Below are 26,186 nucleotides of genomic sequence, written 5' to 3'. Positions count from 1 at the left end.
GCCCGTCAAATCATACTTCCATAATAATCGGCAGGACCATCGGGTGTCTCCGCGTCTTTTGGGCCAAATAAGGTGTGAGGGTGTCTGAGACGAGTTGTTTCATCTCCGACCACTTCATCTGCTTATTGGACAATCCTTGTTCGACGGTTTTCTTCAACAATCGTTCGCCGTCACGAATCAGACTACCTGATTCACGCATATAGACGAATCCACGTGAGATGATATCTGGTCCTGAGACGAGTTTGCGCGTCTTGCCATCGATGCTGATGACGACGACAACGAGTCCATCTTCAGACAGAATTCGGCGATCCCTTAATACTATATTCCCGATATCACCAATTCCATTCCCATCGATATACACAGCGTTCGCAGAAATTTTGCCAGTGACCGCAGCCGACTCCGAGTCGACAGCAAGCACTTCACCATTATCCATAACGAAACTGTTCTCTTTCGGGATTCCTACCGATTCAGCAAGCTCAGCATGCTTTTTCAACATGCGGTACTCACCGTGAATCGGCATGAAGAATTTTGGATTCAACAGACGAATCATCAATAACTGCTCTTGTTGCGAACCATGACCTGATGTATGAATGTTCGTCAACTTACCGTAGACAACATCCGCTCCCGCTTTATACAACTGGTCAATCGTCTTCCCGACGGAGATGGCATTTCCTGGGATTGGAGAAGAAGAAAAGATGACCGTATCCCCAGGAATGATTGACACTTGACGATGGGTACCATTCGCAATACGGCTGAGTGCTGCCATCGGTTCCCCTTGCGAGCCGGTACAAAGAATCGCGATTTCATTCGGGTCGTAGTGACGCATTTGATTCGCCTCAATGATCATCCCTTTCGGAACGTTGATGAAACCGAGTTCTTGTCCAATCGTCATGACTTTCTCCATCGAACGACCGAAAATCATGAGATGGCGACCTGTCTCGGCACACGCATCGACCACTTGTTGCAAGCGATAGATGTTCGATGCGAATGTTGCAAAGATGATTCGACCATCCGCTTTCCGGAACGTTTCACTAATCGTCCCACCGACAACGCTCTCACTCATCGTGAAGCCTTCCACTTCTGCATTTGTCGAATCGGACAAGAGACAAAGCACGCCTTCTTTTCCGATTTCCGCCATCTTGGCGAGGTCTGCCGGCTCACCTACCGGAGTGAAGTCGAACTTGAAGTCACCCGTATGGACGATGTTCCCTTGTGGCGTCTTGACGACGACACCGAGTGAGTTCGGAATCGAGTGCGTCGTGCGGAAGAACGAGATGCTCGTCTTACGGAACTTGATGAGTGAATCCTCATCAATCTCATGGAGTTCCGCCTCACGAAGCAACCCATGCTCCTCGAGTTTAACTTTAATCAATCCGAGCGCGAGCTTCGTCGCGTAAATCGGCAATTGCACTTGCTTCAATAAGAATGGAATTCCCCCGATGTGGTCTTCGTGACCGTGAGTGATGAATACCCCTTTTACTTTGTCCTTGTTTTTAATCAGGTACGAGTAATCAGAAATCACATAGTCGATTCCAAGCAAGTCATCCTCTGGGAACATGATTCCCGCATCGATGACGATGATTTCATCTTGGAATTGAACAACATATGTGTTCTTCCCGATTTCTCCGAGTCCGCCCAATGCGAACACGGCTGTTTGGTGGTTCTTAACAAACTTCATTTAATCTCTCCTTACTTCAATTATTAATACATCTATGTGAAACATAAGTGATTCTCGAATATGCCCGTAAGATTCTTTTTTCATTATAGCTCATATCATGACAATATTTCACTAACGATGTGATATTCGTGGTAGTTTCCCTATTTCGTGTTATCCTTTTAGTGGGTTCAGAAAACATATTTTTAGATAAAGAGAAAGAATGGTGAATCAAATGGAAGATCAAAAGGTTGTTTTCTTCGACATTGACGGCACGCTTTTACATGAAGGTAGTTATATACCGCCTTCCACGATTTTAGCAATTCAAGCATTGCGAGAAAACGGCGTCGAGACATTCATCGCGACGGGACGAGGACCGGCCATGCTATCCGATATCCCAGAACGTGTCGGGATTGATAGTCTCGTTTGCTATAACGGTCAGATTGTCGTGCATAAAGGTGAAATCGTCTATCGTAACACGCTTTCAAAAGATGCACTCGGCCGATTGACGACGCACGCCGCTTCAAATGATCATACTCTCGTCTATTTGGGACAAGACCGTGGTGGTGCTTCAAGGCCGAATGATGCCATCGTCGAACAATCGCTCGGTGAACTCGATATGCCGATTCCTTCATTCGAACCGAACTTCCATGCAGAAGAAGATGTGTATCAGACGTTACTGTATTGCACGCCTGAAGACGAGCATCATTATATCAACGCCTACCGTGAGTTCGATTTTATCCGTTGGCATCCTCATGCGATGGACGTGATCAACAAAGGGGCCAGTAAGGCAGATGGCATCCGTCACTTTATTGAGACCAATGGCTACCGTCTTGAGAATACGTACGCTTTCGGAGATGCGTTGAACGACTTGGCCATGCTTCAGTATGTAGGTACTGGAATCGCCATGGGCAATGGTCGCACCGAAACGAAAGACGTGGCGGATTTTGTCACGAAATCCATCCTTGAAGATGGAATCGAGTACGGCTTGAAGGCGATGAAACTCATTTAAAAAAGACCTCTTGGAGTCAAACCGTCGAGTTGGATCAATCGATTCAACGATCGCGGCATCGCTCCAAAGGTCTTTTTCTTTTATCTCGAACGAAGTGTACGCTCTAGTCTATCCAAATCGGTATCCTTCCCGATGATAATCAAAATATCTTCCGATAAAATCATCTCATCCGCTTGAGGAGAAATCAGGACATCGTCATCGCGACGAATCGCCACGATGTTCACCCCGTACTTCGCCCGCAAGTCCAAATCGATGAGTGATTTGTTAGATAACTTGTCCGATGCTTTTATTTCGACAATCGAATGTTCATTCGATAATTCGAGGTAGTCGAGGATACTTTGGCTCATCAATCCATTGGCAATTCGAACGCCCATGTCACGCTCCGGGTGGACGATATTGTCTGCCCCAATTCGACGAAGTACTTTTTCATGGTAATCGTTCGTTGCTTTCACCGTGATGATTTGAACACCAAGTTCCTTTAAAATCAACGTCGTCAAAATAGAAGCTTGAATATTCTCCCCGATGGCGACGATGACATGTTCAAAGTTACGAATCCCCAAACTCTTCAACACATTTTCATCTGTTGTATCGGCGATCACCGCATGGGTTGCCAATCCCATAAACTCATTGACACGCTCCTCATCTGAATCGATGGCGAGGACGTCATATCCATTTGAAGACAATTCACGGACGATCGACCCACCAAATCGTCCTAGTCCGATGACTGCAAATTCACCTGTCATGATGCTACATCCCTTTCCTACACATGTTCACTTCTTGATTCTTCGTTCAGTGTAACTGATTCCACTTCAAAACTCTATACAAAATACAAAACGGGATTCCCTTTAAATCAAGGAAATCCCGTTCTCGCCATTATGCTTTTCCACTCGAGCGTTTCCCTCGTACGTAGTCGTTGTCGAACAAGAACAAACGGAGCAAGAGATAGAGCGCCGGTACGAGTAGGAGCAACCCTAAGATGAATACGATGACAAGTGCCACCGCCATCGACTCGTTGACGACACTTCCATTAATGTCGATATACGGATACAGGATGTATGGCAAGTGAGAGTATCCGTAGCCGAACCATGCCATGAAGAACTGACCCATGACCATCAAGAAGGCAATCCCGTAATTTCGTTTCATATAAACGAAGGAGACGGCGATGACGAAGAACAAGAAGCTCATCGCAAACCACCACCAGTTCCCTCCTAGGATGCTTTCGTAGTGCCACGCAGCTTGTGACTTCAACCCGAAGAAGACGAGCCCCGATGCGATAATCGTCGGGACGCTCCAGAATAGAGCCCATTTCCGAACGAGTTCGACGGCATTTTGGTCACGTGCCTTGTCCGCATAGAACAAGAGGAACATGGCGCTAATATAGAGGACGGAGACAATCGCCAAGATGACGACCGTCCACGAGTAGAAGTTGGTGAACAACTTCGCCCCGTCAAAGAAGACGCCGTTCTCTGTCTCTGTGATGAAACCACCTTGGCTGACAGTTAAGACCGTCGACATCGAAGCTGGGATGAGTAATCCCGTCGCCCCATAGAGGAACATATAGAGCGTGCTCTCCTTTGACCCATAGTTAGCGAACGCATAGAAACTACCACGAATCGCAAGCAAGATTAACACGACAGACGCTGGAACGAGCAAGGCCGTACCATAGTAATAAGCAGTGTCCGGAAAGAATCCGACAATCCCGACAAAGAAGAACACGAAGAATACGTTCGTGACTTCCCATGTCGGTGACAAATACCGTTTGACGAGACGGTTCACTAAGTGATCACGTTTCGTATAGCGGCTATAAAAAGCGAAGAAGCCTGCACCGAAGTCAATCGATGCGACGATGAGGTAGCCGTATAGAAACGTCCATAAGACGGCAATCCCTAATTCTTGAATTTGCATGTCATACCCTCCGATCACACTTCATCCGCAAACATCGCTTCACCACGATGCTCGGATTGTTTTAGTTCTTTTCCTACCGGATTCTCTTTGAACAGGCGTGATAGGACAACCACAGTCACTGTTCCGAGTACCGCGTAGAGGATCGCGAAAGCGACAAGCATCCAACCGACGTTCGCTGATGTCGTAGCTGCCTCACTCGTACGCATCAACTCATATAACGCCCAAGGTTGACGACCAAACTCAGCGAAGAACCAACCAAACTCAATCGCCGCCATGGCAAGAGGTCCACCGGCTGCAATCGCAAAGAGCATCGGCTTGCTGAACTGGTTCAAACGTTTAATATAGCGGCCGAGTACGAACAGGAAGGAGATGAGTGCGAGAAGCATCCCAATTCCGACCATCGCATCAAATAGATAGTGAACGAAGAGCGGCGGTTGATCTTCTTTCGCAAACTCATTGAGACCCGTCACCTCGTAGTTCGGGACTCCACCTGCAAGAATAGAGAGGGCGTAAGGAATCTTCAAGGCGCCTCGAACTTCATAGCCACCTTGCCCATCATCTTCTAACCATCCACCCAAAATCAATTCGGCCTCGGAGGAGGTTTCGAAATGCCATTCTGCAGCTGCTAATTTATCTGGTTGATACTGAGCCAAATATTTACCTGAGAAGTCACCGACGAGCGCTGTCGCGATCGCAAAGATCAAAGCGACCGTCATCGTCAGACGAAGACCTTTCTTATGATACTCGATTGACATCTTGTCGAGTTGATTTCGGCGTTGACGTAACAACTGAACGGCTGCGATCGCAGCTAGAATGAACGCGGATGTTAAAATAGCCGAAGTCAACACGTGTGCCATTTTCGTCGGCATGGCCGGACTGAACATCGCTTCGAGCGGGCTGACATTTGCCAATCGACCATCGACAATATCAAACCCTACAGGCTGATTCATAAAACTGTTTACCGTTGTGATAAAGAACCCTGAGAACAATGCACCGACGGCAACTGGAATCCCGAGAAGCATGTGGTGCCACGGATTTTTAAATCGATCCCATGTGTACAAGTAAATACCAAGGAAAATCGCTTCAAAGAAGAAGGCGAACGTTTCCATGAAAAGCGGGAGCGCAATCGTTTGACCCGCAACGCGCATCAAATTCGGCCAGAGAAGTGAAAGCTGCAGACCGATGGCCGTACCTGTCACAACCCCAACTGCTACCGTCACGACATAGCCACGCGACCAACGGCGAGCCATGAGCGTGTATTTCGGGTCTTTTTTACGTATTCCTAAAAATTCTGCCAATAAAATTAAAAGTGGAACCCCGACGCCGAGTGTGGCAAAAATCACATGAAAACCTAATGTGAGTGCCGTCAATGCTCGACTCATCAGGACAGGATCTTGAAACATCTATTGATTACCTCCTATCTCTCTCTATCGCTTCGAACCCATGTATGAAACGACAATCACAGATGAATACCCTTCGATACTTACATCATAATGATTTTATATTGCGCTGTAATGTCTCAATGCTCGAGTTCGCAAAATGTTCACATTTGAGCAATCGCCACAAAATCGTCGCTTTACATGAATAAATGTTTCCCTTTTTCACCCTCGTTCACTCCTTTTCGGGCACACTAAAAGCGGACTCAATCGAGACCGCTTCGTGTTATTGAATCATGACATTACGGAAGTAGTGGTCGAATAAATCGATGGCTACTTCAATCGAACGTTCATCCGGGTTGAGTGTCGATTGATGAAGTCCTGATCCCATATCGTTTACGCCCAACCAAACCATGAATCCAGGGACCTGTTTCAACATATATCCAAAATCTTCACCCGTCATGGCGGGGACACACGTTTTATAAGAATAGCCGACCTCTTCCACCGCTTCCTCGAATTGATAGAGGTAACGTTCGTCATTGACGACCTCGTGATAGCGATTACCAAATTCAAGGTCAATCTGAACGTTATACGTCATCTCAACACCGGCAATGATTTGACGAATCCGGCTTTCAAGCACGACCATTTCTTTGTCGGACAATGCACGGACCGTCCCATCCAATTTGGCCGTATCAGCGATGATATTTTCTTTCGTTCCTGCTGCGACTTTTCCGATACTGACGACCGCACTTCCCATCGGGTCAATGTTCCGTGACACAATCGTTTGCAGTTGCATGATGAGGGCGGCCTGAACGATAACAGCGTCAATCCCTGCGTGAGGGAAAGCACCATGCCCCCCTTTTCCATGAATGGTGATATGAAGCTCTCGCGCACTCGCAAACAACACGCCCGGTCTTGAAGCGACCATGCCGACAGGATATTCAGGCGCGACATGCAAGCCGAACAGTGCGTCCGGACGGAAGTGATAGAACAATTCTGATTTCGCCATCGGTTCGGCTCCTCCCGGGCCCTCTTCGGCCGGTTGGAAAAAGACGACAAGGTGATGGTTAAGCGGTTCCTCGACCGCTCGTTTAATTAACCCAAGCGCGATCGACATGTGCACATCATGTCCGCATGCATGCATCATTCCTTCGTGAATCGATGCGAATTCTAGCCCCGTCTCTTCCGTGATGGGCAGTCCATCCATATCGGCTCGATATCCAATCGTCTTCTCACCGACGAGACCATCTACCCGGACGAAAAGACCTGTTCGCCAGTGTGTGATGTGAACACGTGGTGAATCGAGCGATCGAATCAATTGCTCAAGTGTCGCTTGTGTTTTGAACTCTTCATATCCGGCTTCCGGAATTAAATGCAGCTGTCTTCTCGCTTCAATTGCCCAATTCATCATTCAGTCTCCTTCGTAATTTCTTCAACGATCTTCCAAAACGCTTGAACTTGCGCCAACTCCAACATCGATTCTGTCGAAAGCATCCATGTGTCCCGTACGAGTGGCACACCACCCGACGACGTCAATGGAATCTTATTCATCTCATTCACATCTTTGATGGTCGATTCAGGGAGAATCGCGAACCCGATTCCGTGTAACGCCATCTGTTTGCATGTCTCGATTTGATCGACGACCAGCGTCGTCAGAGGTGGACTCGAAAACCGTTCCTGCCACCACTCTAATATTTCCTGGTAATAAGTCGAGTCACTCTTGAATTGAATAAACGAGCGCTCATTGTTTTTTAGTTGGGAGAGGTCGGTCATTTTTAGATCGACCAAATGCAAGGAATCGGAGAACAACTTCATCCGTTCTCCTCGCCAATCCGGATTCCCTCGAATGATTCCGATATGAAAATTCTCTTCGAGCATATAACGCATCATTTCGCTCGACCATCCGGTGACCAATTTGACACGGACAGACGGATAGCGTTCGACGAACGTCTTCAATACCTTGGGTAACCAATATTGTCCCATGATGGAGGCGACGGCAATTTTCAACGTCCCGTACACTTCCCCTTGGTTGGCAGTCAGTTCACCCCTCAGTTCTTGTTCTTCGCTGTACATCTTTTTGGCGAACTCGATGATTTTCTCCCCATCTGGCGTCAATGCGAGCCCTCTTGTGGAGCGAACGAAAATCTTCTTTCCCCACTGATGTTCGATGGTCACGAGCCGTTGACTGAGCGCTGGTTGTGAGACAAACAACCGCTCGGCTGCTTTCCGCATATTCAATTCTTCCGCAAGAATAATTAACACTTCTACTTCCGAAACTTGCATCACGTCACCTGTTTCTCTATCGTTTGAAAGATTGTATACTGAATAAGTATTTGTTTCAATGTATCATATCATGTTTAATCATCAATTTGATTGTTAGGAGGAAATCTGATGCAACGTCATCATTTCGCCTTTATCGTTGCGACCGTCGCGACGCTCGGCAGCCTTTATTTTTCAGAGATCATGCTCTTTTTACCTTGTAAGTTGTGTTGGTTCCAACGCATCTTTATGTATCCACTAGCCATCTACTACTTGACTATCATGTTGACTGCACGAGACGTCAACCGCTTGTTCGTAGGGATTATGGCCGGTGCCGGATGGTGTATCAGTCTGTATCACGTTATTTTAGAACGTATCCCGAACGGTGAAGCCTTCTGTACGAACGACTGCCTGATTCGTTGGGTAAACTATTTTGGATTCGTCACCATCCCACTCCTCAGTTTTATCGCCTTTACCTGCATCCTGATCGTTCAGTTCGTCCCGCTTAAGAAAGCGTGAGACAACAAAGGAGAAGCTGTCTCGAGACAGCTCCTCCTTTTTTCATTGCCACCATTCGTCGTACAACGAGGCAGGCATGTGATGCTTGTGGCGTGAACGTTTGAAAATTGTCTCGATTCGCTCGGCGATTGTTGGGTCGATTGTCTTCCCTTCCAAATAGTCGTCCAGCTGATCATACGTCATACCGAGTGCGACTTCGTCAGGAAGTCCAGGGCGACCATCTTCAAGGTCAGCCGTTGGCACCTTATAAATCACACGCTCATGCGCTTCAAGTTCATGGAGAAGTGCTTTCCCTTGACGTTTGTTCAAACCGGTCAACGGTGTGAGATCACAAGCTCCGTCACCGTGTTTTGTATAAAATCCTGTCACATATTCCGCAGCATGATCCGTTCCGACCACAAGGGCACCGAATGTTGCCGCGATATCGTATTGTGCCTTCATCCGCTCACGTGCCTTCGTGTTCCCTTTATGGAAGTCACTCAATTCGAGACCCGTTGCACGGTTAAACGCTTCAACGGATGCGTCAACAGCAGGCTTAATGTTGACAGTGAACGATTTGTCCGGACGAATGAACTCAAGCGCAAGTTGCGCGTCATGCTCATCGTGTTGCTCACCATATGGCAATCTGATCGCATAAAATGTATACTCGCCACCCGTTTCTTCACGAAGCTCTTCCATGGCGAGTTGACATAGCTTTCCGGCAAGGCTTGAGTCTTGCCCACCTGAGATACCTAGGACGAGTCCTTTCGCACCGGCTCGTTTCACATATGCTTTCAAAAAGTCGATGCGTTGACGAATTTCTTCTTTCGGGTTGATGGTCGGTTTGACATGTGTTGATTCAATGATATGTTGTTGCATGGATTGCCCTCCCACTATGCTCTCATTTTGCTTTATTGTCTGATAATCCTTATACCCCGTCAACTAGCGTCTCAAAAAGAAAGACGGAAACAACAGTTTCCGCCATGGCTTTATTGAACTTTAAATGATGTGACCTCTCCACCGATTGGTGTCATTTCTAAGAACAACGGTTGATCTTTCGCCGGCGCTTCATCGAGCAATACCCCAAACGTGAAGCCACCGCCGGTCACTTCGGCTGCGCCTTGAGCGTAAATATTATGTCCGTCTGACACAGACCACTCGAACTCGACTTCATCCGTATACCCGCTCACTTGAATCATCGTGTCATTCAAATCAATTTGTACATCACTGAACGCACCGTCCGATTGCGGCTCTGTTGCTGGTGTTTCTTCCGGTGTTTCTGATGTACCTTCATCCGGAGTTTCTGTTGCAGCAGATTCAACCGTGAACGTCGTCTCATCTGTCACAGCAATTTCAGGTGCCCCATCAACTTGACCGAGCCCAATCACTTCGACCGAATATTCGCCAGCCTCTAATTCATCTAACAGGAAGACCTCATCGAAGATCTTTTGTTCATCCGCTGCCCACTTTTCTTCGATAATCGATTCCGTGAACATAAATTCGCTACCATAATCAAACACGATTTTGTCACCTTGTTTGATAATCAACTGATAGCGCTGTGACGTATTGAATGTCACATCCACGGCTTCCTCATTTGGGTTCGTCATTTTGATTGTTGCTGATAATGCTTGGGCTACTGAATCGTATGCCATTTCCGTGTCGAGCGTCAATGGAGCCGGTGGTTCAGACGAATCACTGTTTACTTGACTCGGTTTCGCCTCTTCTTTCCCACATCCCGCTACGACTAATAAGATTGCCGTCACTACGGCGAGCAACCAAGTTTTCTTCATGGATCCCACTCTCCTCAACAAAATAAAAAACGTCTATAGCACTAGTGTATACAATGTGCAGACGTTTGTAATGATTTCCCTTATATTATTTACCTTTTTTACGAAACTTTAGTTTGTTCCATGTATTGTTGCCAACCGGTCATGAACAATGAATCTGCGATATCGAGATCAGACCGGACTTGAGCCGTGACAGAGAACGTCTCACTGTGCATCGATTCAAACGTGACGACCATCGTTTCTCCTACTACTTCCTTATAAGCTACAAGTTCAGGCGTTTCTGCAAACAATATCATAAGTATGGCTCCTTTGTTCATCTGTGATAAATCTAGTGTACCAATCTGAAACCAAGATATATGTCCTATCGTTCGACAGCACAACAATGACATTTTACCTATTGTCGAAACGTTTACATCAATTGTTAGTCAATTGGGGAAATGTGCATGTGTTTTTGTGAAAAAAAGGAGCAATCCGCAATGCAGATGCTCCTCTTTACCTTAAATTGTAAATCAAAATGATTCGACACATGTCGAACGAAACCTCATTTCGAGCGGTTCGAAATTTGTTGCCATACCGTCCCGAGTGCTGTCTCGCCGCTCGTGATCCGCTCTTTCGCAAGTCGCGCTTGTAAAGAGACCTCGAACTCGCGATCTTCCTCCGCGATTGACAAGGCAGGTACAGCCCGTTCATCTCCACAATCGAATAAGAAACGAGCCGCTCGCCAACGTACGAGTTTGTTTTTATCTTTCAGCGCCTCAATCATTGAAGGTTGTGACTGAGGTAATGCCCAATCGGAGACCGTATCCCCAGCTGTTCGTCGTACAATAGGAGAAGCGTCCACTAAAGCTTGTTCAATATATGTGACATATTCCTCACGTCGTTCTTCAAACATCCCGATCATGACGACCGCTTGTCGACGAATTGCCATCACGGAATCTTCCAAGGCACGACGGAAATAGGGCATATTCTCATGATGGATTTCGAGTTCATCCAGGAATGCCATCCGATCTTTCCAATTTTCCGACTGCAAATGGTTCGCGTTTGCCTCAAAATCTGCTTCACGACCAAACGCACGGGCCACGATCCGTTCGATGCGCTCTTCAGGATACGCCGCTTCCAATTCTTCTTGCGCGATGACACTGACTTCATCCAATTCACCATAGCGTGGGGCTTGCTCTACCCAACGACGGTCTTGAATGACATTCTTCACTTGTGCTTGAACTTCCATCGCTGCATCGACAAATCGTTTCGACAGCCCGATTCGTTTTTCTTCGTCCCCTTTGACGAGTTTTAATTGCATCGGTACATCGAGCACGAACTGGACGGATACATGGACTGGTTCATAGTCCGTATCCATCTTTGTGGATTCGACTTCCTCAACTTGTTCCCCGAACGCCCGTCGGATTTCATTCATGACGTCATGCCAATCATGTTTCGGATGTCGCTCGACAGCGAGAAAATCAGACACGGCGTAAACGGATTTGACGCCTCGAAGCCCAATGATTTCTTGAATGATGGCTGGGGCATCCGTACTCGCTTTATTGTACGTTATGCCTCTCCCTTCGAACGGAGGGTCCACAATGATTTTCAAGTTATTCGGACTTGGTGTCGGTTCGATTGCTACTAGTTTCATCCTCATCACCTCACTTTTCATCGTGACGAAAATGACAAAAAAACGCAAGCGAGTCGCTTGCGTTCGATCAATCCTCTATTTTACTTAAAACAACGCGATAAACTGTTGGAGTGAATACGTCGTCCCATCCACAGTAAATGTGTCGTCCTCTGAAATCGGTTCAAGGAAGAAACGTTTTTCACCATCTTCTTTCACGTAACCAAAAATATGATTGGATTGATAGAACAATTCAACAATCGTCATTCGTCCAAATGTCATCCCATCGTTCATTACCGCCCGATCACCTAATTCGCCGCCATTGTACAGTTCGATGTAAGTTTCCATTTTGGTGTCGCTCCTCTTGTGTTTGTTTTCACAATTCCTTTCTATCAAACAACATGAGCGACTTCAAGTTAATTTTTTGTGTTACGCTTCCAAAATTCTATCCATTTACGATATTCCGATAATGTTTTGTTAATTTGATTAATCGACTTCTCATCGTGCAACCCACTATCACCAATCTTTTCTTTACAATGCGTGATGAAAATTTCATTTCCCGGTAAAACATTTGCACGATTTGTGGCAAATACTTGTCGGAGATGGATTTGGCATCTGGCGGTTCCAAGTATGCCAGGCGAGGCCCCGGCGATCATGACCGGTTTATCCCGAAGTGGCGTCCCTGGCTCGAGCGAAATCCAGTCGATCGCATTCTTTAGGACGCCCGGGATGCTATGGTTATATTCGGGGGTGACAATCAATAATCCATCAGCTTCCCGAACGACTTGCTTCAAAGTAGCCACAACCTCTGGTTCATCTGGATCAATCAAATCATCATTGAACAGTGGAAGTTCGATGGAGACGACTTCAATGTCGAAATCATCTTGAGCCAGTTCAATGATCGAATGCAAAAGAGCGGTATTAAAAGATTTCTTTCGAAGACTTCCTGACATAGCGATTAACTTATACTTTTCCATGATCCACCTCCTGCATCCATTCGTTCATGATTTTTGCTTCTTCTTCAGGGGATTCCATCATCCCCATATGACTGAACGGAACGATTGCTTTAGTATGACGTGACGCACCTAAAAACGCCCGCTCCTCATTCATATTCGGGTCTTTTGAGCCGTAAATGAATAGGCCGGGGAGGTCAGTCGTTTCGACGGTGTCCACTTCGTCTTCACGATCCCGGATCGCCTGTTGCGCCTTCACGATTCCCTCGACCGTCATCTCATATCCGATTGCAATCGCTTGTTGAACGAGCGCCGGGTCGGAATCACTTGAGAAGACATTTGGAATCATTCCGTCAATAAACGGCTCGACCCCTTCTTCGATGACTTGATGAATGGCACCGTTTCGCTTCTCCCGCGCCGCTTCTGTATCCGCGGCAGCCGTCGAGTGAATCAATACAAATCCTGATATTTCTGTTCCATAGCGACGCACGAGGTTAGTCGTCACGTAGCCTCCGAAAGAATGCCCACATACAAGGGGACGCTCAAGGCCTCGAAGACGAATTTCTTCGATGACCCAGTCCGCAAAATGATCCATCGTTTCCGGCCCCACGTCCGTCCCAGCATGACCGGGTAATGTGAGCGTGTGGACTTCGGCATTCAATAACGGTTCCAATTGTTCAAAGTACTTTGGAGAACCGCACAACCCATGTAACAATACGAGTGCTTTCATATCATCGAGTGCTCCTTTTCTTCCCATTCTGTTTTGAGTAGCCGATACATAGTCAAATCCATGAATCGACCATGGCTATATGCATAATCTTGTAGAAGTCCCTCTTCAATAAATCCCAATTTTTGAACGAGTCGATTCGACCCTTCATTCTCTGGTGCGACCAACGCAGAGATTCGATGAAACTTGAATTCTTCAAAACCGTATTGAATGACAGCTGAAGCGGCTTCGAAAGCCACCCCTTGTCTCCAATAGTGAGGGGAAACCTCAAACCCGATTTCGGCGCGATAATATTGGGGCGTCCAATTATGGAATCCAATCGTTCCAACCAATTCATTCGTCATCCGATCGCATATCGCCCAGCGAATGGCCTTCCCTTGCTGAAATTGATCTTTAAAGTAAGCGATCACGTTCTTCGCCTCATAGACGGCAAGCAACGGGTCCGACCCATAATATCGCATCACTTCCTCAGTGGATAGAATGGTATATAGTGCTCTAGCATCACGCGGTTCTAGCTCTCGCAGGATAAACCGGGGCGTAGCGAGCTCAGGAAAACTCCGTTTTAATCCCCACATGTGGAACCCGCCTTTCCTATTCGTTTCCTCAATTATACTTCTATTTTCCCAAATGTATCGAACTCAACCCTCTTGTACCGTCTCAAGATGGCGGAAAGCATGTGTTTTTGCTACTATAATCGTAGTATGTCAAACTGAGGGGATACCATATGTCAAAACAACTCTTTTATTTGAAGCAAGACCGGGACGTCCAACGCTTCACACTCCATGGTGTGACGTTGGCGGATGTAACAGAAGCGCTTTCCGTGACGAGACCGATGATTATTTGTCGAACGGATATCAAAGGGATGAGACAATCCTCGAGGTCGCGTTTTCGTTATATTGAAGCGCATGAACTATCTTCGTTCTCGTCTAAGTATTTGAATAACCAAACAACATTCACAGCGATCGATTTTCCGGACTACAACACGCTCGAAACTCTGTCCGATCATGAAATTGCAGAAATCTTGTTTTTAAGTCATATGGAACGCGGAATCAAGAAGCCGTTCTTGGATTCGCTCGATAATGAGATTGTGTTCTTCAATGAAGCAAACGATCGACATAGCAGTCTTTATATTCGCGATTGGTCGACAATCAATCGTTTCGTTCAAAACATGTTGCAAAGTAAACTTGATCGTGATATTCGTAACATCAGTTTTGTTCCGATTCCACTTCCTGTCATTGATGAATTACTCGAGTTGGCACCTCAAGGTCTGATCATCGATTTCGATCATACGAAACGCAGTTTGTTCAATCGCCAAATCGTCATCTCATTCTATGTAGCGGGTCGCTATGAAGACATGTCCGTTCTTGAAGAGGACTTCGATGCGAAGAAAGAATCCATCGCCTTAAAAGGACAGTTGTTGTATCGCCGTCGTACATGGCAGATTGAGCGATTATAAGGTCATACATGTAACCAATAGATGCGAACCTCTGAAAACGGGGTTCTTTTTTGTTATTTTCAGACCGATTGTTTCAACCGTATTCCTATGCTAGACAGGGTTGAACGCTATTCTTAAAAATTGATAACAAATTGTCTTAATTTTTTGTTAAATTAACACTTTTCTTTTTCGAACGAGGCGTTATACTAGGAATAACCTTCTGGAGGAATGGAAGGCAATATAGAGAAAGCGAGGTGAAAATCTATTCATCACGCGATGGATAGATACACGAAATGGAACAACTGAAAGTACAAGGAGTCTCATCGTTCACCAAGTTTGCGACGAATGGAAAAATGCTGAAACTTAAAGATGCTCACGCAGGAGAACAGCGCATTTCACTACAGGATGCGACGGATATTCAAGTCTCTCTGCTCGACGAAGACCATTCGCGCTTCACTATATTTGGTCACGCTCACCCTTTGGTGGAGCTGATCCTTCCTCACAATTCTTGTGAAGTCCTCTATGCTTGGTTACTACACAAGATGAAACGACAAAAAATAAAACTCGCTTCGAACGCGTAAAAAAATGAGGTCTTGTCTCCATATGGGAGAAAGACCTCATTTTTCACATTATGAGAACAATGAAACGAGCCAACTGACTAGAATGCCCACAATAGCAAAGTCAGAGTCTCCAAACGTCGTACTTTCAAAACCTAAGTTCCCTAATAGCGGAAGTAACAAAGCCGGTAAGAAACTAATCAGAATTCCGTTAGCAATCGATCCAAGAATCGCTCCTCGACGTCCACCCGTAGCGTTCCCGAATACTCCCGCTGTCGCTCCTGTAAAGAAGTGAGGTACGAGACCCGGGACGATGACCGCCAAACCAAACAACGGTAATAGAAACATCGAAAATAATCCAGCGGCAAAACTTGCAAGAAATCCAATAATGACAGCGTTTGGTGCAAACGGGAAAACTGTCGGACAATCGAGCGCAGGTTTTGCGTTCGGAACCATCTTATCAGCAATCCCTTTAAAGGCAGGTACGATTTCGGCAATCAACATGCGAACCCCCGCAAGTACGATATACACGCCCGCTGCAAAAGTAATGGCTTGGATGATAGAGAAGACGATATAGTTCGACCCATCTGATAATTCTGTCTCAATGAACGCAGGACCGGCAAAGATTGCGACGACCACGAAGAGTAAGGTCATCGTCAACGAAACTGCTACCGACGTATCACGTAAAAAACCAAGTTGTTTCGGTACTTGAATCTGCTCGGTTGAATGCTCTTTGTTTCCCGCATATTTTCCGATTGTCCCTGAAACAAAGTATCCGAGTGACCCGAAATGTCCAACTGCAAAATCGTCAGAGCCAGTAATTTGACGTACAAAAGGTTGAAGGAGTGCCGGGAATAAGACCATACAGAGTCCTAGCAATACCGATCCGACGATGATCAATAACGTACCATCGAGTCCTGATACGGATAAAATTGCTGCTAGTAAGCTTGCCATAAATAACGTATGGTGACCTGTCAAGAAGATGTATTTAAATGGCGTGATACGTGCGAGCACGATATTCATAACCATACCGAACACCATGATCATTGCTGTTTCGACACCAAACGCATCTTGCGCAACCGCAACGATCGCTTCGTTGTTCGGAATGACCCCTCGGATACTGAACGCTTCGTCGAACATCTGTCCGAATATGTCGAGTGCCGCAATAATGACGCCGGCACCCGCCCCGATAATCACAAACCCCATGATTGTCTTCAATGTACCAGAGACGATTGAAGCAATATCTTTCTTCTGTAGAACGAGCCCAATCAAAGCGAACAGTCCAACCAATATGGCAGGTGTCCCCAATATATCTCGCATAATCAAATCAAGCATGAGCGTTCCCCCCTAATAAAATTTCATATATCTTAAACTTTTCCATCTAGTTTTGATTTAATTTCTTCAATATTCATCACGTTCTCGAGTGCGACGATTTCTTTTGAACCATCATCTAACGTTCCGATGATATCCTGAGCTCCGAGATAAATATCTGCTGGTTCAGTTCGTGCCGTCGCCAGGTCTGTATGAGAGACATCCGCCTCTTTCCCCATTTGTTCGAGTGCTTTTTTTACGTTCAATTCCATGATAAAGCTCGAGCCTAATCCATTACCGCATACCACTAAAATCTTTTTCATTATTCTTCCTCCTCTGAATAGCGATTGAGTACCTCAACAATATCGTCTACTGTGTCTGCTTCTAAAAGAAGTGACACGTCCTGTTCATTTCCTAATAGCTCGGTCAACTGTGCAAGGGCTTTTAAATGAGTCGTTTGATCGATTGCCGCTAGGACAAAGAAAGCACGAACCGGTTTCTCTCCAGGAAAGAATACAGGTTTTGTTAACTTCAGCACACTCATCCCAAGGTGATTTACACCATCTTCCGGCCTCGCATGAGGGATTGCAATTTGTGGCATGAGCACGATATACGGACCATGTTCTATGACGTTCTCAATCATCGTCTCAACATAACGAGATTCGATTGTTCCATTATCAACAAGTGGTTTGGCCGCGAGACGAATGGACTCCTGCCAATCCGATACTTGATCGTCAAGTTGGATTTCTTTTTTTGTTACGAGTTGATTTAGCACGGGTTGTCCCCCTTTCCATTCATCTTTCATCGGTTCATCTTGTAGCAGATGTTTCAATTCTTTTCTTAGTTGCGCTTCTTGATGGATTGTTGCATATTTCTTCACCACTTCGAGAATATCTGCGACTTCCATTCGGGCGACGCCCCCATTTGCGATGAAGCGCTGTTGGATTTGGCGCTTTAAGGCAAGCTGTTCTAGCCTTGTCGGTAGTGTCGGAACAAGCGTCACGTGTGCTTGTTGTTGAACCGCTAGCGGCAATGGCACCGTCGTAAAAATCAAATCGACAAGCGGTGCAAACTCCAAGACATCCCGTTGCGAAATTGGTGGCAGAAATACAAAGTCAGGAAATTGATTTTTCAAAATGTGATCGAGCATATGCGAAACGCTTATCCCGCTTGGACATACGACAATCGCTTTCATTTTTTCATCTAGATGTTGCCCCTGTTGATGAAGATGGGCCGCAAAATGAAGAGTGAAATACATGACTTCTGAACTTGGAATTTTCGTCTGAATTTGGTCTCGAATCGGGTCGAGAGAGCGGTCGACAATTACATTTAGTACACGGTGCTCCTTCATCACATATCGTTCCAATTCATCTGACGGCATAATTTCGGTATGGACACGATTGAGCGTCGCTTTCGCATGGAGGACTAGTTTTTCACATAACGCTTCGCGTTCGATTACACGTGTACAACTCAAACCTTCAAAGCGCTCAATCACCTCAATCATGATAGACGCAAGATTTTGCTGTACCAGCTCATCCATTTCTTCCGACACTTTTGAACCACCTTGAATTAACATCATCAATGTCTCCCACAGCTGTGGAACATCTTCAAAATTGTCTCGGATTGATGCATCGACTTTTTCTGTCAACCAGGAATCGTCATCTTGAACATATGCGTCAGGTGATAACCTAGACCCAATCATCAGAAAATATGCTAATTTTTCACGATGGCTTTCGACAAACTGAAACTGATTCAAGTTTTCAAAATGTTCAATCTGTCCGATCCGTTCCATAAACTCAACTTGCCAAGAATCGAAACATAAATCGAGTAATTGAGCGAACGTTGACTTCTCAAGCAATTGTTCAATTGTTCGGTACACGTATAATGCGACCGTTTGGAGATGACCGTTGAACCGATATCCTTCTTTCCTCGTATAAGAAAAATCAATCCCGAATTGGGCCGCCTGCTTTTTAACGGTGTTCAAACTTTCTTGGACCGTATACTTGGAAACATCTAATAGGTGCTGAAAATGAAAACTGGATAGAAATTCGACTTGGGTCATCGCGAATAGCGTGATGACAAGCTCTCGTTCTTCTTCTGACCAGACTAATTCGGCGCGCTCGACTTGCTCGATTAGCGCCTCTGTCACGGTCAATTCTATTTTTGTTCCGTCCATCTTCAAATTCGATAGTCCGTTTCCGACGAGCCATTCTTGTATACGTTCCAATTCATATTCGACTGTCCGTCGAGAATATGGAAGCATCATCGTCAAGGTGTCTAGTGTCATTTGCTTTTCATGCAAGATGACATTCAAGATTCGTTTGCTTTTTTCATTCAGTTGCATAGTAGAGGCCTCCTACACCTGTAGTATAAAACGAAATCAATCACAAAATGTAAGCGGTTACGACTGACTTTTGGGAACTTCGCCCACAAACTTCTGTCTCTTCATGAATGCATAAAAAAAGAGACGAGTGAATCTTTATATTCATTCGTCTCTTGCCATTATGAATTCGCAGTGACCGGGTTTCTGCGATAAATCGTCACTCCACCATGCTTGGCCTCTCCTACTACTTGAAAGAGCCAGCCTTTCTCAATCAAAATGGTTCGAACGGATAAAAAATCTTCGCGTGGCACGTTCACTTCATCCACTTGTTCGTCCAATAATTGTTGAAATGTCATTTCCCAATCAGTCATGTTGATTCTCCTTACGTAAGTCTTCATCATGCATCCATTCAAATAGACGACGTCCTGATTCTAAGCGGTCCGCCTTATCCAACAATGCTGTCGGGATGATCCGCGTCGCCTCAATCGACTCATCTCCGGCAAAAACGACTGATTCATTCGTCATCTGTTCAATATACTGAAGCGCGAACAATAAAATCGATTTTTCTGTTTCCAATCCGCTTTCCCGTATCACAACATCAAATGACTCATCTCGTTTATTGTCCACTAGTAACGTCCGCCCCCCGTCGAGTAGAGCCAACGACGGCACAGCATCGACATGAAAAACTTCATATGAACGATAGGTGTGCTCATCACACAGTAAAAGGGGAACAAAACGACGTCGACCCGTCCATTTCTTTAACTGGAACAAAATTTTCATCGAGGTGAACCATGTCGCCCCTTCTCTATCTTTTTCCACTAATATCGTGGGAACTGATGCATCATCAGCTTCTTTCTTTCGAACGAATAACCATTTTGCTACATCTACCACAACGATCAAACCGTTCTCCTCCTTATGATCCATTCAGACAATGCAATCATCGTCAACGCAACGAGCCAACCGCCAAGCACATCACTAAAGTAATGAACGTTTAAGATGACTCGGCTGAGCGAGACCGCAAGGACGAGGCACAAGAGAATGAAGATGACGACTCTCGACTGTTTCTTTCGATACAGTACATAAGCTGTCAATCCATATAGTGCAAGCGATCCTGAGGCATGTCCGCTCGGAAAACTGTATGTCGTTGCATCGAGGGATGCATCAATGAGCGGTCGGTCGATTCCGTAGACGAGCTTCAGCACTTGAGTAAACAGAAGTGTCCCGATTCCGACGAGCGCTAGGCGCCATGCTTCGATAGGGTCCCCACGCCAATACCAGAACAACAATCCTAATATGGAGAGACCCACAATGACTTGTGCACTCCCGAGCTCTGTCACGTAGGCAAACACTCGATCCGGTAGCGGCTGTAACCATTCATATACGAATGTGTTCATCGGATCGACCGCCCCTAAAACGACAAACACCGACACGATCACATATGCGACCGTCCCGGTGATGACCACCATCTGCGGTGTCCACTTCATCAATACAACCCTTTTCTTTCACGCATCTCTTCTTCTCCGAAATCGACCATATCTCGTAACCGGTGCGCCAATCGTCCTGAAGCGTTGGCAGCGATGGCACCGACGAGATCGTCCATGAACGTATGCACTTGCCCATCATCCATCTTCGTGTCGAGTTGTTTGATGATACCGATTTTTGCCTTGTCTAAGTATCCGAAAGTCGTAACGGCAATCGAACCATATGTGTTGACGGCACCGATCGCAATCGTCTCGTCCACTCCAAATAAACCTTCGTCTGAGGCGATAATCGACAGAAGCGGTTCAGATAATTGCCCTTTTTCAGCCAGCATATCGAGCTCTGATCCCACGAGAATCGCATGTTGTAGTTCACGTTTATCTAGAACCGCCTCGACAGAATCCATACAATCTTTTAGAGAAAGATGTGGCGAATAAGGTGCCTGCATCTGGTATACGATTTCAGCAATCGATTCAATCGTGACCCCGCGTTCGAGCAAACGAGCACGAGCCGCTTCTCGGACGTCACGTGAGTGTGGTACGTGTTTCATAATAGGCGCAGGATCGAAATCCCGCTTCACATCCCTTCGTTCAGAGAGTCATCGTCTCTCTATATGATATAACCATTATACTGAAAAATTGAAAAAAGACGAACCCTGCTTTGACTTCCCACATTAAATCGGTCATCATTAACATGTAGGTTAAACGATTAAAGGGGGAAGAGGAATGAAGATTGGGGTAGTCTTATTTCCGTCTAAACAAGTGCAAGATTTTGCGAACTCTTATCGAAAACGCTATGACACAAAATATGCGTTGATTTCACCTCACGTGACCATTAAAGAGCGGACAGAGGTGTCAGAAGAAGACTTGCCGAAAGTACTCGAGTACTTGCAACAAATTGCGGATTCGACTAAACCGATTCAGTTAAAAGTCGATGGCGTCCGGTCTTTCGCACCGACGAACAATGTCCTGTATTTAAAAGTGTTACCGACACGTGATTTGTCGACTCTTCAGCAACGACTGCATGAAGGTGTGCTCAACCAAACACCGAAATATGAATTCTTGCCGCACATCACGATTGGTCAAGATTTGACCGATGCCGAGCTGTTCGACGTCCTCGAACGTATGCGTATGGAGCAAGTTCATTTCGAAGAGACGATCACTCGTATGGCCGTCATGTATGAACTCGAAAACGAAACATGGAACGTCTATGAGACGTTCCGTTTCCGAGGCTAACCTTATATGCTCCGGTCGACATAGCGACCGGGGTTTTTTTCTTGCTCTTCTTCAAGCCATTCTTCACGTCGAGGTCGGATTCGTTGGACACGTTTGATTCGTGTCACCGGTTCGATGCTTGCTCGACCTGATGGCTGGACTTGTCGGTTGACGTATTGTACGACAGTAAAATCAATCTGATAGGGACCCATGATCTGACCTCCTTCATAGGTCCTTACCCGATTTATTCACGAGGTAATACAAAAATGGCGCATCACTGCGCCATTCCCCAAACTTATAAAATATGGTATCCGCTATCTACGTGAATGACTTCGCCTGTCACGCCACTTCCCATTCCCGAGAGGAGGAAGAGGCCTGTCGAAGCCACTTCTTCCGCCGAAACGTTTCGACGCAATGGCGCCTTCTGTTCAAGCTCAGAAAGGATACTGTTGAAATCACCGACCCCTTTGGCTGACAATGTACGAATCGGCCCCGCCGAGATAGCATTGACACGCACACCATATGGACCATATTCGTTCGCCAAATACTTGACGCTCGAATCAAGTGCCGCTTTGGCGACACCCATCAAGTTATAGTTCGGAACGACACGCTCGCCGCCGAGGTAAGTGAGTGTGATCACCGAGGCGTCTTGTGCGAAGTAAGGCTTCGCCGCTTTCACAACTGCCGTCAAACTATATGCTGAAATGTCTAGTGCCTGCGCGAACTGACCACGTGTCATTTCTGAGAACTCACCGCGCAATGCTTCTTTGTCAGCAAATGCGATCGAATGCGCGATTCCTTGAATCTCGCCAGCTTTTTCGTGAATCGAACGGAATGTTGAATCAATCGCTTCGTCATTCGTCACATCACACTCAAGTAGAATCGCTTCTTGTTTCAACTCACTCGCGAGTGACTCGAGACCCGATTTGAATCGTTCTGCCGCATACGTTAACACGAGCTTCGCCCCTGCCTCATCAAGCGTTTTGGCAATTGCCCATGCAATCGAGCGCTTGTTGGCAATCCCCATGACGACGTACGTTTTATTCGTTAATGTTGGATAAATTGACATCATAAACTCCCCTTTTTAGTACCTGGTGATAATATCTGTTCTCAGATTACAGAAAGGTTTCTGTTTTGTCAACCGACTCGTTACGTATTGCGATTTTTTTAAGTTGCGGTAAGATAAAATACGTATAGAAAGGGTGATTCGACTCCATTATGAACCGTATACAATCATATTTTAAAAGTTTAGATACGACACTGTTGACCATCGTCTTCCTATTGATGATCATCAGTCTCGGTGCAATCTATACCGCTCAACCGATGTTGCCAACGCGACTTCAACATATCAACTTCGCTCTTGAACAAGGCATTCGTTATGTCATCGGCTTTTTTGCAATGTTCGCGATCATGACGATTGAATATGAGCAACTCCGGAAAATCCATTGGTACTTATACGCATTCGGTCTACTTCTGCTCGTCGGTCTGATTCCGTTACGTGACACGTCGCTCGTACCGAACATTAACGGAGCGTATGGTTGGTATAACGTGCCTGGATTCAGTTTCCAGCCGGCCGAATTCATGAAACTCTTTTTATTGATTTCCATGTCGACCATCGTCTATGAGCACAATAAACGTTACGGATCGTCACAACTCGATACATGGCTCCTCGTGAAACTGGTACTAGTCGCCATCCCGCCGCTCGGGCTGATTGTGACACAACCGGACTTAGGGACTGGGCTCGTTCTGATGACGATGCTCGGCGCCATCATCATCGTCTCGGGAATCGGTTGGAAGTGGCTTCTTGGTCTCTTCAGCGCTGCGGCTTTGACCATCGGCACGTTCATGTATCTGTTCTTTGCCCATTTCGAAGTCTTACAAGCATTCGTACCTGGACACGCCCTCAACCGCTTTCAGGCCTGGATTTATCCTTACGAATATTCAGATGATCTGGCATTCCAATTAATCAAATCGCTACAGGCGATTGGTTCTGGACAGATGTTCGGAGCAGGATACGGCCAGGGTCTCGTCTATTTACCGGAATCTCAAACGGACTTCATATTTGCTGTTATCGCAGAACACTATGGGTTCATTGGCGCAGCTCTCGTGATCATCGTCTTCTTCTTATTCCTCTATCGGATGATTCACATTGCGTTAGAGTCTAGTAGCGCGTTCGGAAGTTATATCGTCACCGGTGTCATCGCCATGTTCACGTTCCAAGTGTTCCAAAACATCGGTATGACAATCGGTGTCTTGCCGATCACTGGACTTACCCTCCCGTTCGTCAGTTACGGGGGAACAGGGATTATCATGAACATGATTGCCATCGGTCTCGTCATGAACGTGGCCTCTAAATCAAAAACCTATATGTTTGATGATGATTGACAAAATCCCTCAAGGTTTTACCTTGAGGGATTTCTTTATATAGTTCGAAAATCTTCCGGAATTGGCGCCTCAATCTGAATCTCATCCCCTGTCATCGGATGAATGAATCGCGCAGACGCGCTGTGAAGGGCGTGACGGGGCATACGAGTCGTTCCCCCATACATGGAGTCCCCAATGAGCGGATGACCAATATGGCGCAAATGCACGCGAATTTGATGGGTCCGTCCCGTCTCGAGTCGAATCGTCAATAACGAGCCGCTCTCAAATGGCTGACACGCGAGGATATGCGTGATGGCGCGTTGTCCCTCAGTTGTCACGACTCGCTCCATAATCGAGTTCTCGGCACGCCCAATCGGTGCATCAATCGTTTGTGGTGTCACTTCTTCTTCGACCAATGCCTTATACGTACGTACCAATCCATTCGCTTTCTGAAGTTCACTAAATCGATGATGAATAAATCCATACTTTGCAAACAAGACGACACCGCTCGTGTCGCGATCGAGCCGATTGATCACGTGAATCGCAGATGACAGACCGATGCGTTGATAATAGCCGAGTACAGCGTTCGCAAGTGTATCGGTCGGATGTAGTCGTGATGGAATCGTGGCAATCCCTGCCGGTTTATCGACCGCCAACAGCGTATCATCTTCATACAGAATTCGAATAGGACGATCTGAGGCGACCATGTCGAGTGAAGGGGCTTCAAGCGGGAATCGTACCATCACTTCATCCCCTGGTTCGAGTTCATGTCTTACGGTGCGGTGCATGCCATTCACTTCAATATCCCCTTCATGCTTCACGAGTGTGAGCATCTTTCGAGAAATCCCCATATCTTGCATTAAAAAGTCGCGAAGTGGGACGGCTTTCTCCACAACGCGACGAATCGTAAACCCTTGCATTCGTTACTTTCCTTCCTCGATGAACGATTCGCGAACTCGGCGCCAGAATGGGAAGGGCCGGAAGCGAGCGAACGTCACTTTTTCTTTTGCGACCGCACATCGAATCGAGACGACATCCGACCAGGACAACGCTTCTTGATGGTCAAACGCCAATTCAAATTCGGTTTTCGTGTGCGGTTTGATTTTCACTTGATGGTGTTTTGGTAAGAGAAGCGGTGCACCGATCGTTCGATACACTAGGTTGTTGATTGAAGCCATCTCAGTCACTTGAATGGCTTCAATCGATGGGTGAACGATTGCTCCACCGAGTGCCTTATTGTAGGCGGTCGAACCCGATGGTGTCGAAATACATAATCCATCTCCACGGAACGTTTCAAAGTAGTCGTCTCGAATCGATAAATCACAGACGAGCGTTCGCTTGTAGTTCTTAATCGTGCAATCATTCATCGCCAGTCGACGATCAGTCTCCCCGTCCTCATAGTCAATGAGCACCTCAACGAGCGGATAGGAGACCGGCTCGAACGATTCGCTCGTGATCATCTCGGTCAATTCATCCAACTCATCCGGTTGCCAATCGGCATAAAAGCCGAGATGCCCGGTATGAATCCCGACAAGTAGCGTTTCATCGAGTCGGTCGATGTATTTATGAAACGCCTGTAACATCGTCCCGTCCCCTCCGACCGATACTACGATTCGGGGCTGTTCAGATAATGTATGCCCGGCGGCTTGAAGTTTTTGAGTCAGTTCCTCGGCGATCTCCGCTGATCGCGTATCTCCCCTCGATACAATCGCAAACTGCATAT

31 protein-coding genes are annotated in these 26,186 nt (G+C 46.3%); 6 read left to right on the top strand and 25 right to left on the bottom strand.

All coding sequences use genetic code 11. The features are described from left to right. Positions 1–10 precede the first annotated feature (10 nt). Complete coding sequence (rnjA, locus tag F3H97_RS02570) at positions 11–1,678, bottom strand: ribonuclease J1 (RefSeq protein ID WP_196430480.1); 1,668 nt, start codon at positions 1,676–1,678, stop codon at positions 11–13. Positions 1,679–1,877: 199 nt separating this feature from the next. Between rnjA and F3H97_RS02565 the strand changes: the two genes are divergently transcribed. Next, positions 1,878–2,666, top strand: a complete 789-nt coding sequence (locus F3H97_RS02565) for a Cof-type HAD-IIB family hydrolase (protein WP_196430479.1) — start codon at positions 1,878–1,880, stop codon at positions 2,664–2,666. A gap of 80 nt (positions 2,667–2,746) precedes the next feature. Here F3H97_RS02565 and F3H97_RS02560 read toward each other — a convergent pair whose 3' ends face one another. From F3H97_RS02560 to F3H97_RS02540, 5 genes are all read right to left on the bottom strand, one after another. Then, complete coding sequence (locus F3H97_RS02560; protein WP_015881252.1) at positions 2,747–3,409, bottom strand: potassium channel family protein; 663 nt, start codon at positions 3,407–3,409, stop codon at positions 2,747–2,749. Positions 3,410–3,539: 130 nt separating this feature from the next. Further along, the gene (locus F3H97_RS02555; protein WP_015881251.1) at positions 3,540–4,571 is read right to left on the bottom strand and encodes a cytochrome d ubiquinol oxidase subunit II; all 1,032 of its coding nucleotides are present in this window, start codon (positions 4,569–4,571) and stop codon (positions 3,540–3,542) included. A gap of 14 nt (positions 4,572–4,585) precedes the next feature. Further along, positions 4,586–5,974 carry a cytochrome ubiquinol oxidase subunit I gene (locus tag F3H97_RS02550; RefSeq protein ID WP_074037383.1) on the bottom strand — a complete coding sequence of 463 codons (1,389 nt, stop codon included), beginning with the start codon at positions 5,972–5,974 and terminating at the stop codon, positions 4,586–4,588. A 259-nt stretch (positions 5,975–6,233) separates the two neighbouring features. Further along, positions 6,234–7,355: an N-acetyldiaminopimelate deacetylase gene (locus tag F3H97_RS02545; RefSeq protein WP_074037384.1), complete on the bottom strand. Its 1,122-nt coding sequence runs from the start codon at positions 7,353–7,355 to the stop codon at positions 6,234–6,236. Then, complete coding sequence (locus F3H97_RS02540) at positions 7,355–8,230, bottom strand: transcriptional regulator CcpC (RefSeq protein WP_074037386.1); 876 nt, start codon at positions 8,228–8,230, stop codon at positions 7,355–7,357. Before F3H97_RS02540 ends, F3H97_RS02545 begins: the two co-directional genes overlap by 1 nt. A 108-nt stretch (positions 8,231–8,338) precedes the next feature. Between F3H97_RS02540 and F3H97_RS02535 the strand changes: the two genes are divergently transcribed. After that, positions 8,339–8,725, top strand: coding sequence for a disulfide bond formation protein B (locus tag F3H97_RS02535; protein ID WP_159562030.1), 387 nt, complete (start codon positions 8,339–8,341; stop codon positions 8,723–8,725). Positions 8,726–8,767: 42 nt separating this feature from the next. On the opposite strand, the gene nadE is transcribed toward F3H97_RS02535, so the two are convergent. The 8 genes from nadE to F3H97_RS02495 form a co-directional block, all read right to left on the bottom strand. Then, the gene (nadE, locus tag F3H97_RS02530) at positions 8,768–9,583 is read right to left on the bottom strand and encodes an ammonia-dependent NAD(+) synthetase (protein ID WP_074037388.1); all 816 of its coding nucleotides are present in this window, start codon (positions 9,581–9,583) and stop codon (positions 8,768–8,770) included. 110 nt (positions 9,584–9,693) lie between these two features. Then, positions 9,694–10,494 carry a BsuPI-related putative proteinase inhibitor gene (locus F3H97_RS02525; RefSeq protein WP_074037389.1) on the bottom strand — a complete coding sequence of 267 codons (801 nt, stop codon included), beginning with the start codon at positions 10,492–10,494 and terminating at the stop codon, positions 9,694–9,696. 98 nt (positions 10,495–10,592) lie between these two features. After that, the gene (locus F3H97_RS02520; protein ID WP_074037391.1) at positions 10,593–10,787 is read right to left on the bottom strand and encodes a hypothetical protein; all 195 of its coding nucleotides are present in this window, start codon (positions 10,785–10,787) and stop codon (positions 10,593–10,595) included. Between the two features lie 245 nt (positions 10,788–11,032). Continuing rightward, on the bottom strand, positions 11,033–12,124 hold the full coding sequence (locus F3H97_RS02515) for a virulence factor (protein ID WP_196430478.1): 1,092 nt from the start codon (positions 12,122–12,124) through the stop codon (positions 11,033–11,035). Positions 12,125–12,208: 84 nt separating this feature from the next. Further along, on the bottom strand, positions 12,209–12,448 hold the full coding sequence (locus tag F3H97_RS02510) for a hypothetical protein (RefSeq protein ID WP_015881242.1): 240 nt from the start codon (positions 12,446–12,448) through the stop codon (positions 12,209–12,211). 68 nt (positions 12,449–12,516) lie between these two features. Continuing rightward, positions 12,517–13,077 (bottom strand): NADPH-dependent FMN reductase, encoded by a 561-nt coding sequence (locus F3H97_RS02505; RefSeq protein ID WP_196430477.1) that lies wholly within the window; start codon positions 13,075–13,077, stop codon positions 12,517–12,519. Beyond that, positions 13,064–13,783, bottom strand: a complete 720-nt coding sequence (locus F3H97_RS02500; protein ID WP_074037393.1) for an alpha/beta fold hydrolase — start codon at positions 13,781–13,783, stop codon at positions 13,064–13,066. Before F3H97_RS02500 ends, F3H97_RS02505 begins: the two co-directional genes overlap by 14 nt. Continuing rightward, positions 13,780–14,355 (bottom strand): GNAT family N-acetyltransferase, encoded by a 576-nt coding sequence (locus F3H97_RS02495; protein WP_196430476.1) that lies wholly within the window; start codon positions 14,353–14,355, stop codon positions 13,780–13,782. Before F3H97_RS02495 ends, F3H97_RS02500 begins: the two co-directional genes overlap by 4 nt. Positions 14,356–14,504: 149 nt before the next feature. Here F3H97_RS02495 and F3H97_RS02490 point away from each other — a divergent pair, with 149 nt between their 5' ends. After that, entirely contained in the window at positions 14,505–15,236 is a 732-nt protein-coding gene (locus tag F3H97_RS02490) for a hypothetical protein (RefSeq protein WP_074037395.1), read from the top strand. A gap of 272 nt (positions 15,237–15,508) precedes the next feature. Continuing rightward, positions 15,509–15,796 (top strand): hypothetical protein, encoded by a 288-nt coding sequence (locus F3H97_RS02485; RefSeq protein WP_074037396.1) that lies wholly within the window; start codon positions 15,509–15,511, stop codon positions 15,794–15,796. A gap of 48 nt (positions 15,797–15,844) precedes the next feature. Here F3H97_RS02485 and F3H97_RS02480 read toward each other — a convergent pair whose 3' ends face one another. The 7 genes from F3H97_RS02480 to F3H97_RS02450 all read right to left on the bottom strand — a co-directional run bounded on the left by F3H97_RS02480 (position 15,845) and on the right by F3H97_RS02450 (position 21,435). Beyond that, entirely contained in the window at positions 15,845–17,107 is a 1,263-nt protein-coding gene (locus F3H97_RS02480; protein WP_074037398.1) for a PTS ascorbate transporter subunit IIC, read from the bottom strand. 32 nt (positions 17,108–17,139) lie between these two features. Beyond that, the gene (locus F3H97_RS02475; RefSeq protein WP_074037399.1) at positions 17,140–17,406 is read right to left on the bottom strand and encodes a PTS sugar transporter subunit IIB; all 267 of its coding nucleotides are present in this window, start codon (positions 17,404–17,406) and stop codon (positions 17,140–17,142) included. Beyond that, the gene (locus F3H97_RS02470; RefSeq protein WP_196430475.1) at positions 17,406–19,427 is read right to left on the bottom strand and encodes a BglG family transcription antiterminator; all 2,022 of its coding nucleotides are present in this window, start codon (positions 19,425–19,427) and stop codon (positions 17,406–17,408) included. Before F3H97_RS02470 ends, F3H97_RS02475 begins: the two co-directional genes overlap by 1 nt. 158 nt (positions 19,428–19,585) lie before the next feature. Then, complete coding sequence (locus F3H97_RS02465) at positions 19,586–19,777, bottom strand: hypothetical protein (protein ID WP_074037402.1); 192 nt, start codon at positions 19,775–19,777, stop codon at positions 19,586–19,588. Next, on the bottom strand, positions 19,770–20,306 hold the full coding sequence (locus tag F3H97_RS02460; RefSeq protein WP_196430474.1) for a hypothetical protein: 537 nt from the start codon (positions 20,304–20,306) through the stop codon (positions 19,770–19,772). Before F3H97_RS02460 ends, F3H97_RS02465 begins: the two co-directional genes overlap by 8 nt. Beyond that, positions 20,303–20,890 carry a phosphatase PAP2 family protein gene (locus F3H97_RS02455; protein WP_196430473.1) on the bottom strand — a complete coding sequence of 196 codons (588 nt, stop codon included), beginning with the start codon at positions 20,888–20,890 and terminating at the stop codon, positions 20,303–20,305. Before F3H97_RS02455 ends, F3H97_RS02460 begins: the two co-directional genes overlap by 4 nt. Beyond that, positions 20,890–21,435 carry a phosphatidylglycerophosphatase A family protein gene (locus F3H97_RS02450; RefSeq protein WP_015881233.1) on the bottom strand — a complete coding sequence of 182 codons (546 nt, stop codon included), beginning with the start codon at positions 21,433–21,435 and terminating at the stop codon, positions 20,890–20,892. Before F3H97_RS02450 ends, F3H97_RS02455 begins: the two co-directional genes overlap by 1 nt. A gap of 175 nt (positions 21,436–21,610) precedes the next feature. Between F3H97_RS02450 and F3H97_RS02445 the strand changes: the two genes are divergently transcribed. Then, positions 21,611–22,120 (top strand): YjcG family protein, encoded by a 510-nt coding sequence (locus tag F3H97_RS02445; protein WP_196430472.1) that lies wholly within the window; start codon positions 21,611–21,613, stop codon positions 22,118–22,120. A 2-nt stretch (positions 22,121–22,122) separates the two neighbouring features. On the opposite strand, the gene F3H97_RS02440 is transcribed toward F3H97_RS02445, so the two are convergent. Both F3H97_RS02440 and fabI read right to left on the bottom strand, forming a co-directional pair. Beyond that, positions 22,123–22,311 carry a hypothetical protein gene (locus F3H97_RS02440; RefSeq protein ID WP_015881231.1) on the bottom strand — a complete coding sequence of 63 codons (189 nt, stop codon included), beginning with the start codon at positions 22,309–22,311 and terminating at the stop codon, positions 22,123–22,125. Between the two features lie 83 nt (positions 22,312–22,394). Further along, on the bottom strand, positions 22,395–23,168 hold the full coding sequence (gene fabI / locus F3H97_RS02435) for an enoyl-ACP reductase FabI (protein ID WP_196430471.1): 774 nt from the start codon (positions 23,166–23,168) through the stop codon (positions 22,395–22,397). Positions 23,169–23,317: 149 nt separating this feature from the next. On the opposite strand from fabI, the gene F3H97_RS02430 reads away from it, so the two are divergent. Next, positions 23,318–24,484, top strand: coding sequence for an FtsW/RodA/SpoVE family cell cycle protein (locus F3H97_RS02430; protein WP_031421494.1), 1,167 nt, complete (start codon positions 23,318–23,320; stop codon positions 24,482–24,484). 35 nt (positions 24,485–24,519) lie between these two features. Here the strand turns inward: F3H97_RS02430 and F3H97_RS02425 are convergent, their stop codons facing one another. Continuing rightward, positions 24,520–25,383 (bottom strand): RluA family pseudouridine synthase, encoded by an 864-nt coding sequence (locus F3H97_RS02425; RefSeq protein ID WP_074037409.1) that lies wholly within the window; start codon positions 25,381–25,383, stop codon positions 24,520–24,522. Positions 25,384–25,386: 3 nt separating this feature from the next. Next, a complete protein-coding gene (locus F3H97_RS02420) occupies positions 25,387–26,184 on the bottom strand; it encodes an NAD kinase (protein ID WP_196430470.1) in 798 nt (265 codons plus the stop codon). Positions 26,185–26,186: the final 2 nt, after the last annotated feature.

The organism is Exiguobacterium sp. SRB7LM (assembly GCF_015712685.1).
Taxonomy (GTDB): Bacteria; Bacillota; Bacilli; order Exiguobacteriales; family Exiguobacteriaceae; genus Exiguobacterium; species Exiguobacterium profundum.
This window is presented reverse-complemented; position numbering and strand designations above follow the sequence as displayed.